At 68.3% G+C, this 17,701-nt stretch carries 19 protein-coding genes and 1 tRNA gene; 8 read left to right on the top strand and 12 right to left on the bottom strand.

The window, feature by feature from the left end:
* Positions 1 to 26: 26 nt before the first annotated feature.
* From rplK to ACZ5Z0_RS13110, 4 genes are all read right to left on the bottom strand, one after another.
* A complete protein-coding gene (gene rplK, locus ACZ5Z0_RS13125) occupies positions 27 to 458 on the bottom strand; it encodes a 50S ribosomal protein L11 (RefSeq protein WP_003803853.1) in 432 nt (143 codons plus the stop codon).
* A gap of 130 nt (positions 459 to 588) precedes the next feature.
* The gene (nusG, locus tag ACZ5Z0_RS13120) at positions 589 to 1,395 is read right to left on the bottom strand and encodes a transcription termination/antitermination protein NusG (RefSeq protein ID WP_464108821.1); all 807 of its coding nucleotides are present in this window, start codon (positions 1,393 to 1,395) and stop codon (positions 589 to 591) included.
* A gap of 111 nt (positions 1,396 to 1,506) precedes the next feature.
* Positions 1,507 to 1,791: a preprotein translocase subunit SecE gene (gene secE, locus ACZ5Z0_RS13115; protein ID WP_464108820.1), complete on the bottom strand. Its 285-nt coding sequence runs from the start codon at positions 1,789 to 1,791 to the stop codon at positions 1,507 to 1,509.
* A gap of 79 nt (positions 1,792 to 1,870) precedes the next feature.
* Positions 1,871 to 1,943, bottom strand: a tRNA-Trp gene (locus ACZ5Z0_RS13110).
* 287 nt (positions 1,944 to 2,230) lie between these two features.
* Here ACZ5Z0_RS13110 and ACZ5Z0_RS13105 point away from each other — a divergent pair.
* Positions 2,231 to 3,448, top strand: a complete 1,218-nt coding sequence (locus ACZ5Z0_RS13105) for a pyridoxal phosphate-dependent aminotransferase (protein ID WP_464108819.1) — start codon at positions 2,231 to 2,233, stop codon at positions 3,446 to 3,448.
* An 82-nt stretch (positions 3,449 to 3,530) separates the two neighbouring features.
* On the opposite strand, the gene ACZ5Z0_RS13100 is transcribed toward ACZ5Z0_RS13105, so the two are convergent.
* Entirely contained in the window at positions 3,531 to 4,220 is a 690-nt protein-coding gene (locus tag ACZ5Z0_RS13100) for a LuxR C-terminal-related transcriptional regulator (RefSeq protein WP_464108818.1), read from the bottom strand.
* Positions 4,217 to 5,611, bottom strand: coding sequence for an ATP-binding protein (locus tag ACZ5Z0_RS13095; protein ID WP_464108817.1), 1,395 nt, complete (start codon positions 5,609 to 5,611; stop codon positions 4,217 to 4,219). The genes ACZ5Z0_RS13100 and ACZ5Z0_RS13095 overlap by 4 nt, the downstream gene beginning before the upstream one ends.
* A gap of 125 nt (positions 5,612 to 5,736) precedes the next feature.
* Between ACZ5Z0_RS13095 and ACZ5Z0_RS13090 the strand changes: the two genes are divergently transcribed.
* The 5 genes from ACZ5Z0_RS13090 to ACZ5Z0_RS13070 all read left to right on the top strand — a co-directional run bounded on the left by ACZ5Z0_RS13090 (position 5,737) and on the right by ACZ5Z0_RS13070 (position 9,820).
* Entirely contained in the window at positions 5,737 to 7,305 is a 1,569-nt protein-coding gene (locus ACZ5Z0_RS13090) for a PspC domain-containing protein (protein ID WP_464108816.1), read from the top strand.
* 1 nt (position 7,306) lies between these two features.
* Positions 7,307 to 7,561, top strand: a complete 255-nt coding sequence (locus ACZ5Z0_RS13085) for a hypothetical protein (RefSeq protein ID WP_464108815.1) — start codon at positions 7,307 to 7,309, stop codon at positions 7,559 to 7,561.
* A 3-nt stretch (positions 7,562 to 7,564) separates the two neighbouring features.
* A complete protein-coding gene (locus ACZ5Z0_RS13080; protein WP_464108814.1) occupies positions 7,565 to 7,819 on the top strand; it encodes a PspC domain-containing protein in 255 nt (84 codons plus the stop codon).
* Positions 7,820 to 8,050: 231 nt separating this feature from the next.
* Positions 8,051 to 9,076 carry a 6-phosphofructokinase gene (locus tag ACZ5Z0_RS13075; RefSeq protein WP_464108813.1) on the top strand — a complete coding sequence of 342 codons (1,026 nt, stop codon included), beginning with the start codon at positions 8,051 to 8,053 and terminating at the stop codon, positions 9,074 to 9,076.
* A 33-nt stretch (positions 9,077 to 9,109) separates the two neighbouring features.
* Positions 9,110 to 9,820 (top strand): GNAT family N-acetyltransferase, encoded by a 711-nt coding sequence (locus ACZ5Z0_RS13070; protein ID WP_464108812.1) that lies wholly within the window; start codon positions 9,110 to 9,112, stop codon positions 9,818 to 9,820.
* A 37-nt stretch (positions 9,821 to 9,857) separates the two neighbouring features.
* On the opposite strand, the gene ACZ5Z0_RS13065 is transcribed toward ACZ5Z0_RS13070, so the two are convergent.
* The 6 genes from ACZ5Z0_RS13065 to ACZ5Z0_RS13040 all read right to left on the bottom strand — a co-directional run bounded on the left by ACZ5Z0_RS13065 (position 9,858) and on the right by ACZ5Z0_RS13040 (position 15,355).
* On the bottom strand, positions 9,858 to 11,393 hold the full coding sequence (locus ACZ5Z0_RS13065) for a DHA2 family efflux MFS transporter permease subunit (RefSeq protein WP_464108811.1): 1,536 nt from the start codon (positions 11,391 to 11,393) through the stop codon (positions 9,858 to 9,860).
* A gap of 61 nt (positions 11,394 to 11,454) precedes the next feature.
* Positions 11,455 to 11,913 (bottom strand): ankyrin repeat domain-containing protein, encoded by a 459-nt coding sequence (locus ACZ5Z0_RS13060; RefSeq protein WP_464108810.1) that lies wholly within the window; start codon positions 11,911 to 11,913, stop codon positions 11,455 to 11,457.
* Positions 11,910 to 12,992, bottom strand: a complete 1,083-nt coding sequence (gene ygfZ / locus ACZ5Z0_RS13055; RefSeq protein WP_464108809.1) for a CAF17-like 4Fe-4S cluster assembly/insertion protein YgfZ — start codon at positions 12,990 to 12,992, stop codon at positions 11,910 to 11,912. Before ygfZ ends, ACZ5Z0_RS13060 begins: the two co-directional genes overlap by 4 nt.
* Before the next feature lie 22 nt (positions 12,993 to 13,014).
* Positions 13,015 to 13,737: a flavodoxin family protein gene (locus ACZ5Z0_RS13050; protein WP_464108808.1), complete on the bottom strand. Its 723-nt coding sequence runs from the start codon at positions 13,735 to 13,737 to the stop codon at positions 13,015 to 13,017.
* An 85-nt stretch (positions 13,738 to 13,822) separates the two neighbouring features.
* Positions 13,823 to 14,437 (bottom strand): nitrobindin family protein, encoded by a 615-nt coding sequence (locus ACZ5Z0_RS13045; RefSeq protein ID WP_464108807.1) that lies wholly within the window; start codon positions 14,435 to 14,437, stop codon positions 13,823 to 13,825.
* 183 nt (positions 14,438 to 14,620) lie between these two features.
* The gene (locus ACZ5Z0_RS13040) at positions 14,621 to 15,355 is read right to left on the bottom strand and encodes a permease (protein ID WP_464108806.1); all 735 of its coding nucleotides are present in this window, start codon (positions 15,353 to 15,355) and stop codon (positions 14,621 to 14,623) included.
* A 295-nt stretch (positions 15,356 to 15,650) separates the two neighbouring features.
* Between ACZ5Z0_RS13040 and ACZ5Z0_RS13035 the strand changes: the two genes are divergently transcribed.
* Together ACZ5Z0_RS13035 and mshD are read left to right on the top strand one after the other, a co-directional pair.
* A complete protein-coding gene (locus tag ACZ5Z0_RS13035) occupies positions 15,651 to 16,349 on the top strand; it encodes a winged helix-turn-helix transcriptional regulator (RefSeq protein ID WP_146336841.1) in 699 nt (232 codons plus the stop codon).
* A gap of 273 nt (positions 16,350 to 16,622) precedes the next feature.
* A complete protein-coding gene (mshD, locus tag ACZ5Z0_RS13030) occupies positions 16,623 to 17,621 on the top strand; it encodes a mycothiol synthase (RefSeq protein ID WP_464108805.1) in 999 nt (332 codons plus the stop codon).
* Positions 17,622 to 17,701 lie beyond the last annotated feature (80 nt).

Genomic DNA, 17,701 nt, shown 5'->3' with positions numbered 1-17,701 from the left:
TGCCGGTCTCCCGGCGGGGAAGGCAATTAGCCTTCGACGGTGATACCCATGGAGCGGGCGGTGCCGGCGATGATCTTCGCGGCGCCTTCCAGGCTGGTCGCGTTGAGGTCTTCCATCTTGGTGGAGGCGATCTCGTTGACCTGGGCCTGGGTCAGCTTGGCAACCTTGACGGTGTGCGGGGTAGCCGAACCCTTGGCGACGCCTGCAGCCTTCTTGATGAGCTCCGCAGCCGGCGGGGTCTTGGTGATGAACGTGAACGAGCGGTCCTCGTAGACCGTGATTTCCACCGGAATAACGTTGCCGCGCTGGGCTTCCGTCGCAGCGTTGTACGCCTTGCAGAATTCCATGATGTTGACACCGTGCTGGCCAAGCGCAGGACCGATCGGCGGGGCCGGGTTGGCGGCACCTGCCTGGATCTGCAGCTTGATGAGGCCGGTGACCTTCTTCTTGGGAGCCAATGTAGGGTCCTTCTCTCAATTACGTCCTGGGACACAGGAGCGTGCCTCAGGTTGGTGGCCGCCATGGCGAGGCGGCCGGCCGCTCCGGGGCTGCTAAGCGGGCAGCCCGGGGCGAATTCTGTGGATGAAGCTAGATCTTGCTGACCTGGTTGAACGCCAGGGTGACGGGGGTCTCGCGCTCGAAGATGGAGACCAGCACCACGAGGGTCTGCGAATCGACCTTGATCTCGGAGATCGTGGCGGGCAGGGTCTCGAAGGGACCCTCCTTGACGATAACCGATTCGCCAACCTCGAAGTCGACGTCGACCGCGGCGGCAGCGTGCTTGACCGGCTTGCCCTTCTCGGCCTGCTCTTCTTCGAAGACCGGCGCGAGCATGGAGAAGACCTCGTCGAGGCGCAGCGGCACGGGGTTGTGGGCGTTGCCCACGAAGCCGGTGACGCCCGGGGTGTGGCGGACGGCGCCCCACGAGGCGTCCGTCAGGTCCATACGAACCAGGACGTAGCCGGGGATGCGGACTCGGTTGATGACCTTGCGCTGAGCGTTCTTGATCTCAACGACTTCCTCCATCGGCACCTGGATCTCGAAGATGTAATCTTCCATGTCCAGGGTCTGGATGCGGGTTTCAAGGTTGGCCTTGACGCGGTTTTCGTAGCCGGCGTAGGAGTGGATGACGTACCAGTCACCCTCCTGGCGGCGCAGCTTGGCCTTGAACTCTTCGGCGGGGTCGACCTCGGCAGCGGCGGCGGCCACGGCGAGAGCGTCGCCCTCCTCGCCGGCTTCGGTTTCCTCGGCGGCTACGGCTTCGTCGGCAGACTCCTCGGCGTCGTCGGATGCGGGCGCAGCAGACTCAGCCTCGGACTCTTCCGTGGTTTCCACCGCGGCGTCCTGGCTCTTATCCAGCTCAGTCTCGTTTACCTCGAGCTCCTGCTCAGACACTTGGTCTCCTGCTTCCTCATTGCCTAACATGCCTATTTAAATGACTCAATTCCGCACACCCCGCGGAAGCTCCGGTTTCCCGGAGTCCACGCAGTCTGCGGACCGGTCGCCTTAGCGGTCCGTGGCGCCTGTTTTGCCGAAGACCCAGCTCACTCCGGTCCCGAAGGCCAGGTCCAGCAGGGTGACGATCACCATCATGATGACCACGAACACCAGCACCACGAGCGTGTAGTTGATCAGTTCCTTGCGGGTGGGTGCAACGACCTTCTTCAGTTCGCCGATGACCTGGCGGGCGAAGAGTGCAATCCGAGCGAAGAATCCTGCCTTGGGGGCATTCTTGGCGGGGCGGCCTTGGGAGCTGCTGGCAGCTGTTTCGGTCACCTGATCCTCACTCATCCTCGCGATGTCGGATACCCGGCTCTGGACTGAACCATGGTTGCTGCGCTGGTTCCGATAAACCCCGGAACAGCTTGCGCAGGGCAGACAGGACTCGAACCTGCAACCTGCGGTTTTGGAGACCGCTGCGCTACCAATTGCGCCACTACCCTATGGATCGAAAACCGGTCAGACTGCGCGTATTCCACAGGTTTCCCTGAGGCGCACGCCATCATCGTGTTTTCAACACCGGAGAACCAGTCTACGCAACAACTGCGTCCACGTCGAACCGGCTCCCTCCGGACCCCGGCGGCCTGCGGAAATCGGCGGACCCTGAGGTCCCATTCCCGCGATGGGTCACATTCACACCCGGCACCCCGGAGGATCCGCTGAACAGCATAGAGTAGATTTCGTCGAATCCCACATCCAGCCACGAGCTGAACGCGAAGAACGGACCCCAATGCCTGCCGCCCGCATCTCCCAGCGCATTTCCGCCATAGCCGAATCCGCCACACTGGCTGTTGATGCCAAGGCGAAGGCGTTGAAGGCGGCCGGCCGGCCGGTCATTGGTTTCGGCGCCGGCGAACCCGACTTCCCCACTCCGGGGTACATCGTCGACGCCGCCATCGAGGCAGCGGGCCAGCCGAAGTACCACCGGTATTCCCCTGCCGGTGGGCTGCCGGAGCTGAAGCAGGCCATCGCGGACAAGACTTTCCGGGACTCCGGCTACAAGGCCGAAGCCTCCCAGGTGCTGGTCACCAACGGCGGCAAGCAGGCCGTCTACAACACCTTCGCCACGCTGCTGGACCCGGGCGACGAGGTGATTGTCCCGACGCCGTTCTGGACCACCTACCCCGAAGCCATCCGGCTGGCCGGCGGTGTTCCGGTGGAGGTCTTCGCCGGCCCCGAGCAGGGCTACCTGGTCACCGTGGAGCAGTTGGAAGCGGCCCTCACGGACCGGACCAAGATCCTGCTCTTCGTTTCCCCGTCCAACCCCACCGGCGCCGTCTACTCGCCGGAGCAGGTCAAGGAGATCGGCCAGTGGGCCGCCGCCAAGGGCCTCTGGGTGGTCACCGACGAGATTTACGAGCACCTGACCTACGACGGCGTGCCGTTCACCTCGATCGCCACCGCGGCCCCCGAACTCGGCGACAAGGTGGTCATCCTCAACGGCGTCGCCAAGACCTACGCCATGACCGGCTGGCGGGTCGGATGGATGATCGGCCCTGCCGACGTCATCAAGGCCGCCACCAACCTGCAATCGCACGCGACGTCCAACGTCTCCAACATCATGCAGATCGCGGCCCTCGCGGCCGTGTCCGGTCCCCTCACCGCGGTGGATGAGATGAAGGTGGCCTTCGACCGCCGGCGCAAGGCCATCGTGGCCGGCCTCAACGCGATCGAGGGCGTGGACTGCCCCACCCCCAAGGGCGCGTTCTATGTCTACGCGGACGTCCGGGCGCTGCTGGGCAAGGAGTTCCCCACCGCGAACGGCCCCGTCCGGCCCTCGACGTCGGCCGAGCTCGCCGCGCTGATCCTGGATGAGGTGGAGGTGGCGGTGGTCCCCGGTGAGGCCTTCGGCCCCTCCGGCTACCTGCGGCTCTCCTACGCGCTGGGCGACGAAGACCTCGCCACCGGCGTCGGCCGTCTCCAGGATTTCCTCGGCAAGGCCAAATAGCAGCCCCGAACCTCTGATGCTCCATCACTTAGGGTCCTTATGCCGGGGGCATAGGGACCCTAAGTGATAGAGCATCTTTATGTCAGAGGAGGCGGCGCTCCGCGGCCCAGCGGGTCAGCTCGTGCCGGCTGGAGAGCTGGAGTTTGCGCAGCACCGCGGAAACGTGGGTCTCGACCGTCTTGATCGAGATGAACAGCTCCTTGGCGACTTCCTTGTAGCTGTAGCCGCGGGCGATCAGCCGCATCACTTCGAGTTCGCGGGCCGACAGGCGGTCCAGCTCGTTGTCGGCGATGTCCGCGGGGGCGGTGCCGAAGGCGTCCAGGACAAAGCCCGCCAGCCGGGGTGAGAACACGGCGTCGCCGCCCGCTACCCGCCGCACCGCGTCGCTGATCTCTGCCCCGGAGATCGTCTTGGTGACGTAGCCCCTAGCCCCGGCGCGGATCACGGATACGACGTCCTCGGCGGCATCCGAGACGCTCAGCGCGAGGAACCTGGTGCTCCCCAGCAGCGGCCCGGAGCCAGCCAGCACGTCACGGCCGCCGCCGCCCAGTCCGCCGGGGAGGTGCACGTCCAGCAGGACGACGTCGGGCCGTGCAGCGGCGATCACGGCGACCGCTTCCTCCACCGTCCCGGCCTCACCGACCACGACGATATCGGCATCCAGGTCGGCCTTCAGCCCGGAGCGGAAGATGGCGTGGTCATCGACGATCACGACGCGCGTGGCACCGGATGGGGTCCGTCCCCCGGCGCCGGCGACTGGCTGGTTGCTCACTGTGTGTCCTCTCCGTTCGTTCCGGCGGTCCTGTTCGTTCCGGCGGTGCCGTTGGTTCCGGCGGTCCCGTTGCTTCCCGCGCTGCCACTGGTTCCCGCGGTGGCAGCCAGCGGCAGTCTCAGCCGGACCTCGGTGCCGTCGGGGCTGCTGGCGATGGTGGCGGTGCCGCCGTGGCGCCGCATCCGTCCGATCATGGATTCACGCACGCCCAGGCGGTCGGGGGGGATGGACCCCGGATCGAAGCCGGGGCCGCGGTCCTTGACGAAGACCTCGGCGGCGTCGTCGGTGACTTCCAGGTAGACCGAGACCGCGCCGCCGCCGTGGCGGGCGGCGTTGAGCATGGCCTCGCGCGCGGCCTGGACCATCGCCTCAAGGCGTTCGGTGAGGGCGCAGTCGCCGACGGTTACGACGTCCACGGCGTGCCCGAGAGAATCTTCCACCTCGGCTGCGGCGGCCTGGAGCGCGTCGGAGAGCTGGCCCGTTTCACGTCCCGGGTCACGATAGAGCCAGCCCCGCAGTTCCCGTTCCTGGGCGCGGGCCAGGCGGACGACGTCGTGCTCGTTGCCGGCCCGCCGCTGGATCAGTGCCAGGGTCTGAAGAACCGAGTCGTGCAGGTGGGCAGCGATCTCAGCCCGTTCGGTGGCCCGCACCCGGCCGGCGCGCTCGGCCTCCAGGTCCCGCCAGAACTTCAGCCCCCAGGGCAGCAGCACCAGCGCCACCCCGCCGAGGACGGCGACGGAGGCCAGCAACGCAAGCCAAGTCTGCTCCCAGGAGCCGGAGCCCGAGACCATCAGCAGCACCCCGGCCACCACCAGGCCGAGGCCGGCCGCGAGGCGTGCCCAGCCGCCGGCCTGGTCCGCTTTGGTCTTGTCCACGATGCCCGCGCGCCGGGTCTCATCCAGCTGCATCCAGGCGATCGCGGCGCCGCCCAGGATCGCGGCCACCGGGATCAGGGTGCCGAGCGGGACGTCCAGGCCGAAGAGCCGCGCGATCAGGATGCCGCCGGCCATGAGCAGCCCGGCGCCGAGGAGGATCTCCTTGCCGTACGGCATGCCCGGGAACCGGGTCCGCCAGGAGCCGCCCGGCGCACCGGGGCGGGCGGCGGCCGGGCCGGGGGGAAGGCCGTCCCCGGCCCGGTCACTGACCGCCGGGGCAATCGGCGACGCCGGCTGCCGGGCGTTGCGCTTGGCTCTCTCGTCCGCTGTGGGCACCATGATCCAGAGCCAGGCATAGAACGCGACCCCGGCTCCGCCCGCGAGCGCCGCCACAACCATGCCGATCCGCACCATCTGCACCGGCCAGCCGAGGTGGTTCGCGAGGCCCGCGCAGACTCCGGCGATCATGCGCTCGCTGCTACGGGCCAGCGGCGGGCGGGAAACGGCTGTTGTCATGGCTCAATCCAAGCACGGACCGGGGTTTCCCGGAGCCGTTTTCGGGCCGAACCGGGGGCCGCTCAGGGACAGTTCAGGGTGTTCCCCGGTAGAGCGGAGGCCCCCGCGGGCAGGAGGATCGAGGTATGAACCCGCACACTCCGCACCCAGATGAAGACCCGAGCCTCCCGGGCCGTCCGGAAAGCACACCGGACAGCACGCCAGACGGCACGTGGGACGCTCCTTCCGCCAGTTCCGCCGGCTCCGCAAGTTCCGCCGGTTCCGCCGGTTCCGCTGATCAGCCGGCGCCCGACGGCGGACCCGGCCAGGAAGCGCCTCCCCTCCTCCCGCCAGGCGAGCCGTACCCCGCCCACGCGGGCGCCACGCCGCCGCCCTACCCCGGCGCCCCCGGAGCGCAGCCGCAGAACTTCTTTGACTGGATCCGCGGCCACGGCATTTACCGGGGCCGCGAGCGATGGATCGGAGGCGTCGCCAGCGGCATCGCGCAGCGCCTTGGCGTCGACCCGCTGATTGTGCGGGGCATCCTGATCGTGCTGACGGTGTTCGCCGGCGTCGGCGTCCTGCTCTACGGCCTGGCGTGGGCCCTGCTCCCCGAGCCCGACGGACGGATCCACGTCCAGGAGGCGGCGGCGGGCCGCTGGAGCTCGGGCATGACCGGCGCCCTCGTGACAACCATCATCGGCTTCCCCAGCCTTGGCAGCGGCGCCTGGGGCTGGGACCGCTACGGTTTCGGCGCCTTCGTCTGGACGGTGTTCTGGGTGGGCGGCGCCATCTACGTCATCTACTACCTAACCCAGCGCAACAAGGCCCGCCACCCCGGCGCCCCTGGCAACCCCTCCTACAGCCCGGCCGGACAGGCCCCCGGCTTCCCCGGTCAGGGCGTACCGAACCCGGCCGTGCCCAATCCGACCCTGCCCAACCCGACCCTGCCGTTGGACGGCGTCCCGGACCGCGGCTGGCAGGACCACTCCGCAACCGGTCCCACGCCGCCCTACGGCGGCGGCAGCGGCGGCGGGTACGGCGCCTACGGTCCGGTGTCGCCCCCGGCGCCCGCCCCGAAGACCCGCAACCTGGGCCCCGGCGCCCCGGCCGTTGCCGTCACCGTGGGGCTCGCCCTGCTGGTGGGCGGCGGTATCAAGGCCCTCGACGCCGTCCACGCGATCAGCCTGGGAACCGCGGGCAACGCCGTGGTGTGGGCCAGCGGCGCGGCGGTGCTGGGGCTCGGCATCCTCATTTCCGGGCTCCGCGGCCGCACGGCCGGCATTCTGGGCTTCTTCGCCGTCGTCGCACTGATCATCGGCGGAATCTTCAACCTGGTGCCCAACGCCGACCGGGCCCGCTTCCAGAACGTCGACTGGAGCCCGCTGAGCATTGCGCAGGCGACGGGCGGCTTCGACATCACCGGCGGGACCGGAACGGTTGACCTGACCAAGTTGAACCTGAACCCGCCGCTGGGCTCCGACGTCGTGGTCCGGCTGGACGCCACCGCGAGCAACGTCACGGTGGCAATTCCAGCCACCGTCCCGGTCCAGGTACAAACGGACCTGACCATGGGCAACCTCAACGACGGCCGCGGCAACCACGGCGGCATGACCACCCAGCAGAGCGACTACAACACGGACAAGGCCGGCGGGCGCCTGATCGTCAAAATCTCGGGGACGCTGAGCAACATCACCGTGAAGGAAGGGAATTGACATGAACAGCTATGACCCCGCAGCGAACCCGACGGAAACTCCCGCCAGCCCGCGGGCCCGCGTGGGCACCGTGGTCTGGGGGCTGATTGTGCTGGCCCTGGCCGCACTGACCATCATCTCCCGGCTCGGCATCGTCACCCTGAACGGGACCTACGTCCTGATCGGACTGATGATCGGCGCCGGAGCAGCGCTCATGATCGGCGGGCTGCTGTCCGCCCGCGGACGTGACAAAGACACCACGACAGGGAAGGCTTGAACCATGGATAAGTTCTTCAGCATCGTCCGGGGCTTCGGCCTGAAACGCGGTCCGCAGCGCTGGCTGGGCGGCGTCTGCGGCGGGATTGCCGCCAAGCTGAACGTCGATGTCGCGTTCGTCCGCATCGCGTTCCTGCTGTTCGCCCTCCTCCCCGGCCCAGCCTTCGTCTTCTACCTGGCCGCCTGGCTGGTGCTGCCGGACCAACGGAATGTGATCGTCCTCGAATCCTTCCTCGAGCGGCGCGCCGGCCAGCCCTAGCCGGCCCGGCCAGCCGCCGAGCCGGCCGCCGAGGCAGGTCCCCGGGGCTCCCGGTCCCCCGGGCCGCCCACCATGTTCCGGCACCCAGTTCCAGTGCCCCCGCCTCCGCCGGCGGGGGCACTGGTCGTTGGTCACGGTTTGTGTCCTGCCCCACATGCGCCAGTAGACTTCTAGGTGAGCTCAGCGTGGCGCTCTGCCTGTACCCCTTCGAACCAGGATTTGAGCCGAGACATGAAAATTGGAATCCTCACCAGCGGCGGAGACTGCCCCGGACTTAACGCCGTTATCCGCGGCGCCGTCCTGAAGGGCATCGCCGTGCATGGCCACGAATTCGTGGGATTCCTCGACGGCTGGCGCGGCGTGGTCGAGGGCGACGTCGTCGACATTCCCCGCGCCCTCGTCCGCGGCATTGCCAAGCAGGGCGGGACCATCCTCGGAACGTCCCGGACCAACCCGTTCGAGAACAACGGCGGCCCCGAGGTCATCAAGGCGAACATGGAGCGGCTCGGCCTCGACGCCATCATCGCCATCGGCGGCGAAGGAACCCTGGCCGCTGCGAAGCGCCTGACCGACGCCGGCCTAAGGATCGTGGGCGTGCCCAAGACCGTCGACAACGACCTCGACGCCACCGACTACACCTTCGGCTTCGATACCGCCGTCGAGATCGCCACCGAGGCAATCGACCGGCTGCGCACCACCGGGGAATCCCACCACCGGACCATGATCGCGGAGGTGATGGGCCGCCATGTCGGCTGGATCGCGCTGCACGCCGGGATGGCATCCGGCGCCCACGCCATCCTGATTCCCGAGCAGAAGGCCTCGATGGAGCAGATTACCGAATGGGTCCTCTCGGCCCGCGACCGCGGCCGCGCCCCGCTGGTCGTCGTCGCCGAGGGCTTCGTCCCGGAGGGCCAGGAATCGCCGCACTCCGAGCGTGGACTGGACACGTTCGGCCGCCCTCGCCTGGGCGGCATCGCCGAGTTGCTGGCCCCCGAGCTGGAGGCACGGACCGGCATCGAGACCCGGGCCACCGTGCTGGGACACATCCAGCGTGGCGGCGTCCCTACGGCGTTCGACCGGGTCCTCGCGACCCGCCTCGGCATGGCCGCGATCGATTCCGTGGTCGAACAGCGCTGGGGCACCATGGTGTCCCTGCACGGCACCGACATCGTCCATGTCGGCTTCGACGCCGCCCTCGGCAACCTCAAGAGCGTGCCGAAGAACCGCTACGAGGAGGCCGCGGTTCTCTTCGGCTAAGGCTTCAGCGCGGCCGGTGGGTAGGGTTGGGTCATGACTCTTGAGCCCGGCTCCGCCGAAATTGTCCAGCTCGCGTGGGACCGCAGGCTGGGATTCGACGACGGCGCCTTCGCGGGCGCCGCGGGCCGCCGCCTCACCCGGGCCAACGATGCTGGCCGTTCCCTGCAGTTCGTCCGCCTGTTCGGCAGCTCGGCGCTGGTGGGACCGCAATGGGCGCTCGACGCCGCCGGCGGCTACACCGACGAGGAGCTGGCCCAGCATGTCACGCTGCTGACCATCACCCGCGGGCACGGCGGCCACGGGCTGGGCGCCGCCGCACTGTTCTTCGCCGACGACCTGCCCCTGCAGCAGCCCTCCGAGGAGCTGACCGTCTCGCGCGGGAACCCGGAAGCGATCGAGCTTGAAGCGCTGTGCCCGCCGGACGACGTCAATGAGGTCGGCCTGGCGGACCTGGAGCACCGCTTCACGATCATGCACGTGGAAGACGGCCGCCGGACGCCGGTGGCGTGTGGCGCCTATACCGAGTGGGAAGGCATCCTGGCGCAGCTCGGGGTGCTGGTGGCACCGGAGTGGCGGCGCCGCGGCGTCGGGACGCTCGCCGCGTCAATTGCTGCCCATGAGGCCCTCGCCTCGGGCCTGACGTTGCAGTGGCGCGCCGACGTCAGCAACAAGGGCTCGCTGGCCCTGGCCCGGAGCCTTGGCTTCACCGCCGGCGGCATCCAGACCAGCGTGCTCCTGGACTAGGCTCACCGCGGGAGCCTGGCCCAGGGGGCATCCGGGCTTAGCCCCGCCTGGCCTCGGTGCTGTCCGCCACGGAGTGTTCGCTGCTGGCCGCCGGTACCGCGCCCGGGGTATCCCAGCCCCGTTGTGGCTGGGGCTTGGCGAAGAACAGCGCCACGGCCGCGCCGAGCAGGATCACCGCCGCCGGCAGCAGGATGGACTGGCCCATCGCCGTCGAGAATCCCTCGTGCAGTGCCTCCGGCAGCTTGCCGCCAAAGGCCATCGGGGCCGGACCTCCTGATGCACCCGGGGCTGCGGGGAGTTCGGCCGCGAGCCGGGCCTGGATCAGCACGGCGATGGCCGCGCTGCCGAGCACGGCGCCGATCTGGCGGGTGGTGTTGTAGACGCCGGAGCCGGCCCCGGCCTGGCGAGGCGGCAGGTTCCGGGTGGCCGTAGAGCTCAGCGGAGCCCAGATCCCGGCGTTCGCGAAGCCGAGCACTGCGCTGGGGAGCAGGAAGAGCCAGATCGGGGTGTCGGGATGCATCAGCGAGGCATTCCAGAACAGCGCCACCGACATGAGGGTCAGCCCGCCGGCGGTGATGAATTTCGGGTTGACCCGGTCGATGATCCGGCCCACCACCGGGGCCAGGCCGCCGGAGATCACCGCCATTGGGACCATCATGAGCGCGGACTGGGTCGGGGTGAGGCCGCGGACCACCTGGTAGTAGAAGATCAGCGGGAGGCTGAAGGCGGTCACCGTGAAGCCGACGGTGGTGATGCCCACGTTCGCGAGCGAGAAGTTTCGGTCCTTGAACAGACCCAGCGGCAGCAGCGGCTCGCCCTTGTTAACCCGCTGCCAGGCCACAAACGCAACCAGGACCACGATGCCGCCGATGATCAGGCCCCACACCGTAACGGGGCCGGTGATGGTGCCCCAGTTGTAGGTCTCGCCCTCCTGGATGCCGAACACCAGGAGGAAGAGGCCGACGGCGCTGAGCAGCACACCGGGGATGTCGAACTTGTGCGGGTGCGTGCTCAGGGAGGGGACGAAGCGCAAGGCAAGGACAAAGCCGGCGATGCCGACCGGGATGTTGATGAAGAAGATCCACTCCCAGCCCAGGCCGTCCACCAGGACACCGCCCAGGATCGGACCCACCAGCGTGGCGACGCCGGCCGTGGCGCCCCAGATGCCCATGGCCGCGCCGCGGCGGTCCGGCGGGAAGATCCGGGTGATGACGGCCATGGTCTGCGGCGTCATCATCGCGGCACCGAGGCCCTGCAGCACCCGCGCCTCAATCAGGGTGTGGACGTCGCCCGAGAGCCCGCACCAGAGCGATGCCAGGGTAAACACCACCAGGCCGGCCAGGTAGAGCCGCTTCGGACCGAAGCGGTCGCCGAGGCGGCCGGTGATCAGCAGGGGGACTGCGTAGGCCAGCAGGTAGGCGCTGGTCACCCAGATCACCGAGTTGATGTCGGCGTTCAGGCCTTCCATGATCCTGGGGTTGGCCACCGAGACGATGGTGGTGTCGATCAGGATCATGAAGAATCCGATGACCAGGGACCAAAGTGCGGCCCAGGGCCTCGCTACGTTTTCCATCGGGGTTCCTTACGGTGCGTGGTGCCGGCTGAAGTTTGGGGAAGGTCTGGTGTGCGGCTCTTCAGCCAAGAAGAGCCAGAATATCGTTTCGGGCGAACATCTGGGCGGCCGCCCGGGCGGAGGGGTTTCCGGCGTCGGGGTCGGCGCCGGCGTCCACCAGCACCCGCACGACGTCCGGGTAGCCCTTGAACACGGCCCCCGCCAGCGGCGTCTGGCCGCGGTCGTTGGCCGTATTGGCGTCGCCGCCGTGGGCCAGGATCAGCCGGACGGTGTCGGCGTGGCCGTGGTAGGCAGCGAGCATCAGCAGCGAATCGCCCGCCGCGTTCGTCAGTGTGGCCGGAGCGCCCGCCGCGAGGTAGCCGCCGAGCATGGTGGAGTCGCCCTGGCGGGCGGCGTCGAACAGGGCATGGGCCAGGGCGAGGGTCCCGTCGTCGGGCCCCGGAACTGCGTCCGCGGCCGGCTCCGGATCCGCGGCCGGCTCGCTCGCGGCCGGCACGGTGTGCTCCGGCCCGGCGTTCATCGGGTCCCCCGGAGGAACCCGGTCTGGCGTCCGACGACTTGCCCCGCGTCGGGCGCGACAATGAGTTCCTGTGCCGCCGGGTAGGCTTCCTCGCCGTCCATCACGGTCAGGACCTCGTCCGGCGCCACGGAGCGCTTGATGACGGCCAGTGCCACCGGACCCATTTCGTAGTGCTGCGCCACGGAGGTGACGGTGCCGACCTTGCGTTCGCCGGCCCGCACTTCGCTGCCGACAGCGGGCATGGTGTGCTGCGAACCGTCCAGCTGGAGGAACACCAGCCGCCGCGGGGGATGGCCCAGATTGTGTACCCGGGCGATGGTTTCCTGCCCCTTGTAGCAGCCCTTGGCGAGGTGCACCGCGGTGCGCAGCAGGTCCAACTCGTGCGGGATGGTCTTGTCGTCGGTCTCGGCTCCCCAGCGGGGTCGCCACGCCGCGATGCGCAGTGCCTCGGCCGCCAGGACGCCGGCCAGCGGGCGCCCGTCCACGGCCGACTCAAGTTCGGCAGCCGGCATGAGGTATTCGAACCACGGCCGCTCCAGGCCCGGGTGCGAGTCCTCGCCGACCACCGCGTACGAATATCCGCCGGCGCCGACGTGCGGCCAGGGGTCCTCCCAGACCAGCCGCCCGGACCACTCCGGAACGAGCCTGGTAGCTCCCACCACGGCCCAGTCTGCGGACACATCGGCAACCTCGACCCGGAGCATGAACTTCATCCGGGTGAGCCATTCGGCCAGCGGCGCGGCCTCGGCCGCCTCCACGATCAGCCAGGTGGTGGCGCCGTCGTCCACCACGCGGGCATCGAATTCAATCCGGCCCTGCACGCTCAGCAGCAGCAGTTCAGTGGATTGTCCGGGTGCCAGGGCGGTGAGCTGCTGGGAGGACAGGGTGTTGAGCCAGCTCAGACGGTCCGGCCCGCTCACCGTGACCACGCCGCGCTGGGAGAGATCGACGACGGCGGTGCCGGCGGCCAGCGCGCGCTGTTCGCGCAGCGGCTCGCCGTAGTGGGCGGCGACGCCGGCGTCGGCGCCGGCCGCTTCGACCGCGCCCGGGCGCGACAGCAGGGGGCTCTTGGTAGTCATATGAAGTAGAAGTCCCCAGCCCTCAGCGGTATTCCGGATTTTCGAAGTCGAATCGTGTGCCGGCTTTCCATTCGTCCGGCAGATTGCCGTAGGCGGGAATTCCGCCGGCGTCCTTGAGGGTCCGGGCCAGGTGCAGCAGGTTCCACGTCATGAAGGTGGTGTTGCGGTTGGTGAAGTCGCTTTCCGGGCCGCCGGAGCCTTCGTCCAGGTAGCTCGGTCCCGGGCCGACCGCGCCGATCCAGCCGGCATCGGCCTGCGGCGGGATGGTGAAGCCGATGTGCTGGAGGCTGTAGAGCACGTTCATGGCGCAGTGCTTGATGCCGTCCTCGTTGCCGGTGATGAGGCAGCCACCCACCTTCGGGTAGAACGCCCACTGGCCTTTGGAGTTCAACTGGCCGGAGTGCGCGTACAGCCGTTCGATCAGCTTCTTGGTCTGGGACGAATTGTCGCCCAGCCAGATCGGACCGGCGACAACGACGATGTCCGCCTCCTGCACGGCGGGGTAGAGTTCCGGCCATTCGTCCGTGGCCCAGCCATGCTCGCGCATATCCGGGTAGACGCCGCTGGCGATGTCGTGGTCCACCGTGCGGATGACGCGGGTGGCGACGCCCTGCTTCTCCATGATCCCGCGGCTGATCTCGATCAGGCCCTGCGTATGGGACTTCTCCGGTGACCTCTTCAGGGTGCCGTTGAAGAAGACCGCCTTGAGGTCGCTGTACTGGGCCGGTTTTGTGATGCCGTTCACTGTGGTGCTCCCTGTGTTCGCTGCGGAGAACGGAAATTCAGTGAGACCCCGGCCGCCGGCCGGACGTGCGGTTCAGCCGTGCGGTTCAGCCGACTTTGCTGAGAATGGCGGAGGCATGCGCCTCCAGGCCGCCGCCGGGGGTAGAACCCTTGCCGGTGGCGACATCCCACCGCCAGAGCAAGTTCCCGTCGACCAGGCCGAAGATCCGCGTGGCCGCCGTGTACTCCTTGGAATGACTGCCGCGCATCACCATGTCAGTGCTGAGCTGGATTTGCGGGCCCTTGATCTGACCGTAGTACAGCTCCGAGATCCCGCCCGGATGCGCGATGGAGACGGAGATGTCGAAGCCTCCGTCGCTGTTGCGCAGTTCCTCGACTTCGTCGGCACTCTTGAGCACGGGCACGATGTCGGCCGGAATCAGGCCGGGACCGCCGTCCTCCTCGCGCTGTTTGCGCTCAAGAGCCCAAAAACCGGTCTCCACGGTCAGCGGACGGAGCCTGGTTCCCTCGTCATCGGTCAACCACGACTCGGCCCGGTACTGCAGGTACGGCAGGCCGTTGTGGGTGAAGGAGACGTGCTGAAGGAAGTGCTCGGAATCTTCGTCCCCGGCGCCCAGCCTGCCCCTGCCCTCCCACTCACCAATGAGCCAGGACAGCGGAACGATTTCAGGTGTCAGATCGGTAGGAATTTCAATCGGCACAGCAGCTACCTCTGGAAACTACGGGTTCTGGATAGGTGGCGGCTCCGGCCGCTTACTTCTGGCCTTTGAAGAGCCGGTACACCACAAAGCCGGCGAACCAGGCCATGGCCAGGCTGGCAACGCCAAGCAGAACAAGGAAGAAAATCTCATATGCAAGTACGGACATGATGCCATCCTAACGCTTTAGTGAAGGAGTAGTTTGTCTATGAAGTAGGCCAAGGAACCGACCGCGGAGACGGGGCCCAGGCCCATGCCCAGCACGGCCGGCAGGTTCAGCGTTTCGCCGCGCAGGATCACGAGCCGGCGGAAGCTGACCAGGACGGCTCCGACGACGATCCCGACGAGGGCGGCCGGCACGACGGCGATATCGGAGAGCACCAGGCCGGCCAGCGGACCCGCGAGCCCCGCCCCGATGATTCCCAACGGCGCGACGATCCGGTCGGGCCAGCGGATCAGGCCGGCCATCAGGGCGATCGCCGCACTGATGGCGGCGATGAGCAGCATTTCGCGCACGCCGTTGAAGCGGGAGCAGGCGATCCAGCCGGCCCCGAGGCAGGAGAGCAGCACGCCGGCGCACGAGCCCAGGGTGGATTCGAGCCGCTGGGCCTGGCCGGTGCCGCGGATCAGCTGCATCACGAAGACGGCCATCACCCCGGCCGCCACAAACGCAGGCGTCCAGTCCAGGAAACCCGGCGCAGGCAGGTAGGTGGCTGCCAAAGCCGAGCCGATTCCGGGCAGGCCGATCAGCGCGGCGAGGGTCTTCTTGGCCGGGATGCCCAGGAAGTGCGGCCAGCCGATGCCGACGCAGGCGGCGGTGAGCGCGGCGACGGCCAGCAGCGCCTCCGGCGTGGAGTAGGCGCCGGCGATGATCGCGGCGAGCCCGACCAGGCCGATGACCCCGACGCTCCAGGACTTCACGCGGCTCTTCTCAATGCTGCTGTTCCCAACGCTGTTTTCCCCCTGCGGATCGTCACCTGCGGATCTTTCCAATGCGGTTCTCCGGATCAATCCTGCCCTATCTGGACGTTTTGTGTCGCAAAAGTAGGCCGCTGGAGCGGCGAAACAGTGTCTGCGAAAGGGCGGTTAGGTATACTCAAGAATCAGCTAGCTTCCTCCGGCAGCCGCAGGCAGGGCACCGACAGGAAGCTCAGTACCGGCCGGTGAAAGCCCGGCTCAGACGCCCAAAGATGCGCGGACACCCCTTGGAGGAACCATGTCGCACATCCTGCTACTAACGAACAGCACCGGCTCATCGGTGGATGTCCTGCCTGCGCTGGAACTGCTCAACCACCGCGTCCATATTCTTCCCGCAGAGCCGACGGCCCTGCTGGAAACCGACCCGTGCGACATCGTCCTGCTCGACGCGCGCAAGGACCTCGTTGGTGCCCGCTCCCTCACCCAGCTCCTCAAGGCGACCGGTCTGAGCGCCCCCCTCATGCTGATCCTGACCGAAGGCGGCATGGCGGCCGTGTCCTCGGCCTGGGCCGTGGACGACATCCTGCTCGAATCCGCCGGCCCCGCGGAAGTCGAAGCCCGCATCCGGCTCGGTGTCGCCCGCGCGCTGCCGGATGCGGACGACACCCCCACGGAGATCAGGGCGGCCGGCGTCGTCATCGATGAGGCCAGCTACACGGCCCGGGTTAACGGGGCCGCGCTGAACCTGACCTTCAAGGAATTTGAACTGCTCAAGTACCTGGCGCAGCACCCCGGCCGCGTCTTCACCCGCCAGCAGCTCCTCACCGAGGTGTGGGGCTACGACTACTACGGCGGCACGCGCACCGTGGACGTCCACGTCCGCCGGCTGCGGGCCAAGCTCGGCGCCGACCACGAAAACCTGATCAGCACGGTGCGCAACGTCGGCTACCGCCTGACCCTGGTCCGGCAGCCGGACGAGGAACTCACCGAGGCCTGAACGGTCGCACCGCCGCAGCGGGACACGAGCAGGAAACGAAAAAGCCCCGGACCTTGAAGGTCCGGGGCTTTACGTTTCGTCGTTTGGCGTTTCAGTGGAGGACATACGGGTCGAACGTATCGAGGCCACCCCAGTGGTGGATCCCCCTCACATCCACTCAACGGTTTCGCACCGTTCAGCCGGATGAGATATCGACTATACGTCCCCCGGGCGGATGCATCAAATCCGGGGGATTTCGCGCGACGGCAGGCGGCGGACGTATAGCCTTGCACCATGAGTCCCGCGCATCCGGAGAACTGGCCCGTACTCACCCTTCAGGGAGCTGTCGACGAACAGCTGCTGCGGGACGTCACGACGCTCGTGGCGGCCGCCGAGGAGTCCGACGGCAACCCGCCGCTGTCCGAGCAGACCCTCGTGACGCTCCGCGCCCGCGATGCCGGTCCGCACACCGTGCTGGCCCTGGCCCTCTACTCCCCCGACTATTCCGGCGAGGACTCCCCGGCCCGGCACCGCGCCGGCGCGGGACGCGGCAACGACCTGGCCGGGTTCGCCGTGGTGATCGGGGAACCGGACGGGACCGGGGTGCTGGAAGTGGCCGTGCACCCGAGCTACCGCAACCAGGGCGTCGCGGACCGGCTGGTCGGCGAACTGCAGAGGGTGCGCGGCTTCGCCGGCCTCAAGGCCTGGTCGCACGGCAATCACGAGGCCGCAGCGGACCTGGCCGCCCGCTACGGCTATGCCCCGGTCCGGGAGCTCTGGAAGATGCGGCTCGCCACGGCCGCCTCGGAACTGCCCGACGTCGCCCTGCCCGACGGCGTCTCGCTGCGCGGCTTCGTGCCGGGCCAGGACGAGGAGGCGTGGCTCGCGGTCAACCGGGCCGCGTTCGCCCACCACCCGGAACAGGGGAACATGAGCCGCGCCGACCTGGATGCGCGGATGGCCGAGCCGTGGTTCGACCCGGCAGGCTTCCTGCTCGCGGTCGACGCCGCCGGCCGGATCCTGGGCTTCCACTGGACCAAGGTCCACCCCCGGCACGGCGAGCACCCGGCGATCGGCGAGGTGTACGTCGTCGGCGTCGCCCCCGAGGCGCAGGGCACCGGCCTGGGCAAGGCACTCACGGTCGCCGGTATCAGGCACCTGCAGCAGCAGGGGCTGCACGCCGTCATGCTGTACGTCGACGGCGACAACATTCCCGCCGTCGCCCTCTACCGCCGGCTCGGGTTTTCGCGCTGGGACATGGACGTGATGTACGCGCCGCGGGACGGGCAGTAACGGCACGGGCGGCCGGGCCCCAGGGGCGGCCGAAACCTGGGCTCATCCGGAGCTGATTCCTTGTAAGGTTGAAGCTAACT

The organism is Arthrobacter sp. T2-23 (assembly GCF_055398325.1).
This window is presented reverse-complemented; position numbering and strand designations above follow the sequence as displayed.

Coding starts and splice junctions, on each gene's coding strand:
- ACZ5Z0_RS13095 (WP_464108817.1), bottom strand. CDS start 5,611: ATGACAACAGCCGTTTCCCGCCCGCCGCTGGCCCGTAGCAGCGAGCGC.
- ACZ5Z0_RS13060 (WP_464108810.1), bottom strand. CDS start 11,913: ATGAACGCCGGGCCGGAGCACACCGTGCCGGCCGCGAGCGAGCCGGCC.
- ACZ5Z0_RS13070 (WP_464108812.1), top strand. CDS start 9,110: ATGACTCTTGAGCCCGGCTCCGCCGAAATTGTCCAGCTCGCGTGGGAC.
- ygfZ (WP_464108809.1), bottom strand. CDS start 12,992: ATGACTACCAAGAGCCCCCTGCTGTCGCGCCCGGGCGCGGTCGAAGCG.
- ACZ5Z0_RS13105 (WP_464108819.1), top strand. CDS start 2,231: ATGCCTGCCGCCCGCATCTCCCAGCGCATTTCCGCCATAGCCGAATCC.
- ACZ5Z0_RS13035 (WP_146336841.1), top strand. CDS start 15,651: ATGTCGCACATCCTGCTACTAACGAACAGCACCGGCTCATCGGTGGAT.
- ACZ5Z0_RS13080 (WP_464108814.1), top strand. CDS start 7,565: ATGGATAAGTTCTTCAGCATCGTCCGGGGCTTCGGCCTGAAACGCGGT.
- secE (WP_464108820.1), bottom strand. CDS start 1,791: ATGAGTGAGGATCAGGTGACCGAAACAGCTGCCAGCAGCTCCCAAGGC.
- mshD (WP_464108805.1), top strand. CDS start 16,623: ATGAGTCCCGCGCATCCGGAGAACTGGCCCGTACTCACCCTTCAGGGA.
- ACZ5Z0_RS13090 (WP_464108816.1), top strand. CDS start 5,737: ATGAACCCGCACACTCCGCACCCAGATGAAGACCCGAGCCTCCCGGGC.
- ACZ5Z0_RS13065 (WP_464108811.1), bottom strand. CDS start 11,393: ATGGAAAACGTAGCGAGGCCCTGGGCCGCACTTTGGTCCCTGGTCATC.
- ACZ5Z0_RS13085 (WP_464108815.1), top strand. CDS start 7,307: ATGAACAGCTATGACCCCGCAGCGAACCCGACGGAAACTCCCGCCAGC.
- ACZ5Z0_RS13075 (WP_464108813.1), top strand. CDS start 8,051: ATGAAAATTGGAATCCTCACCAGCGGCGGAGACTGCCCCGGACTTAAC.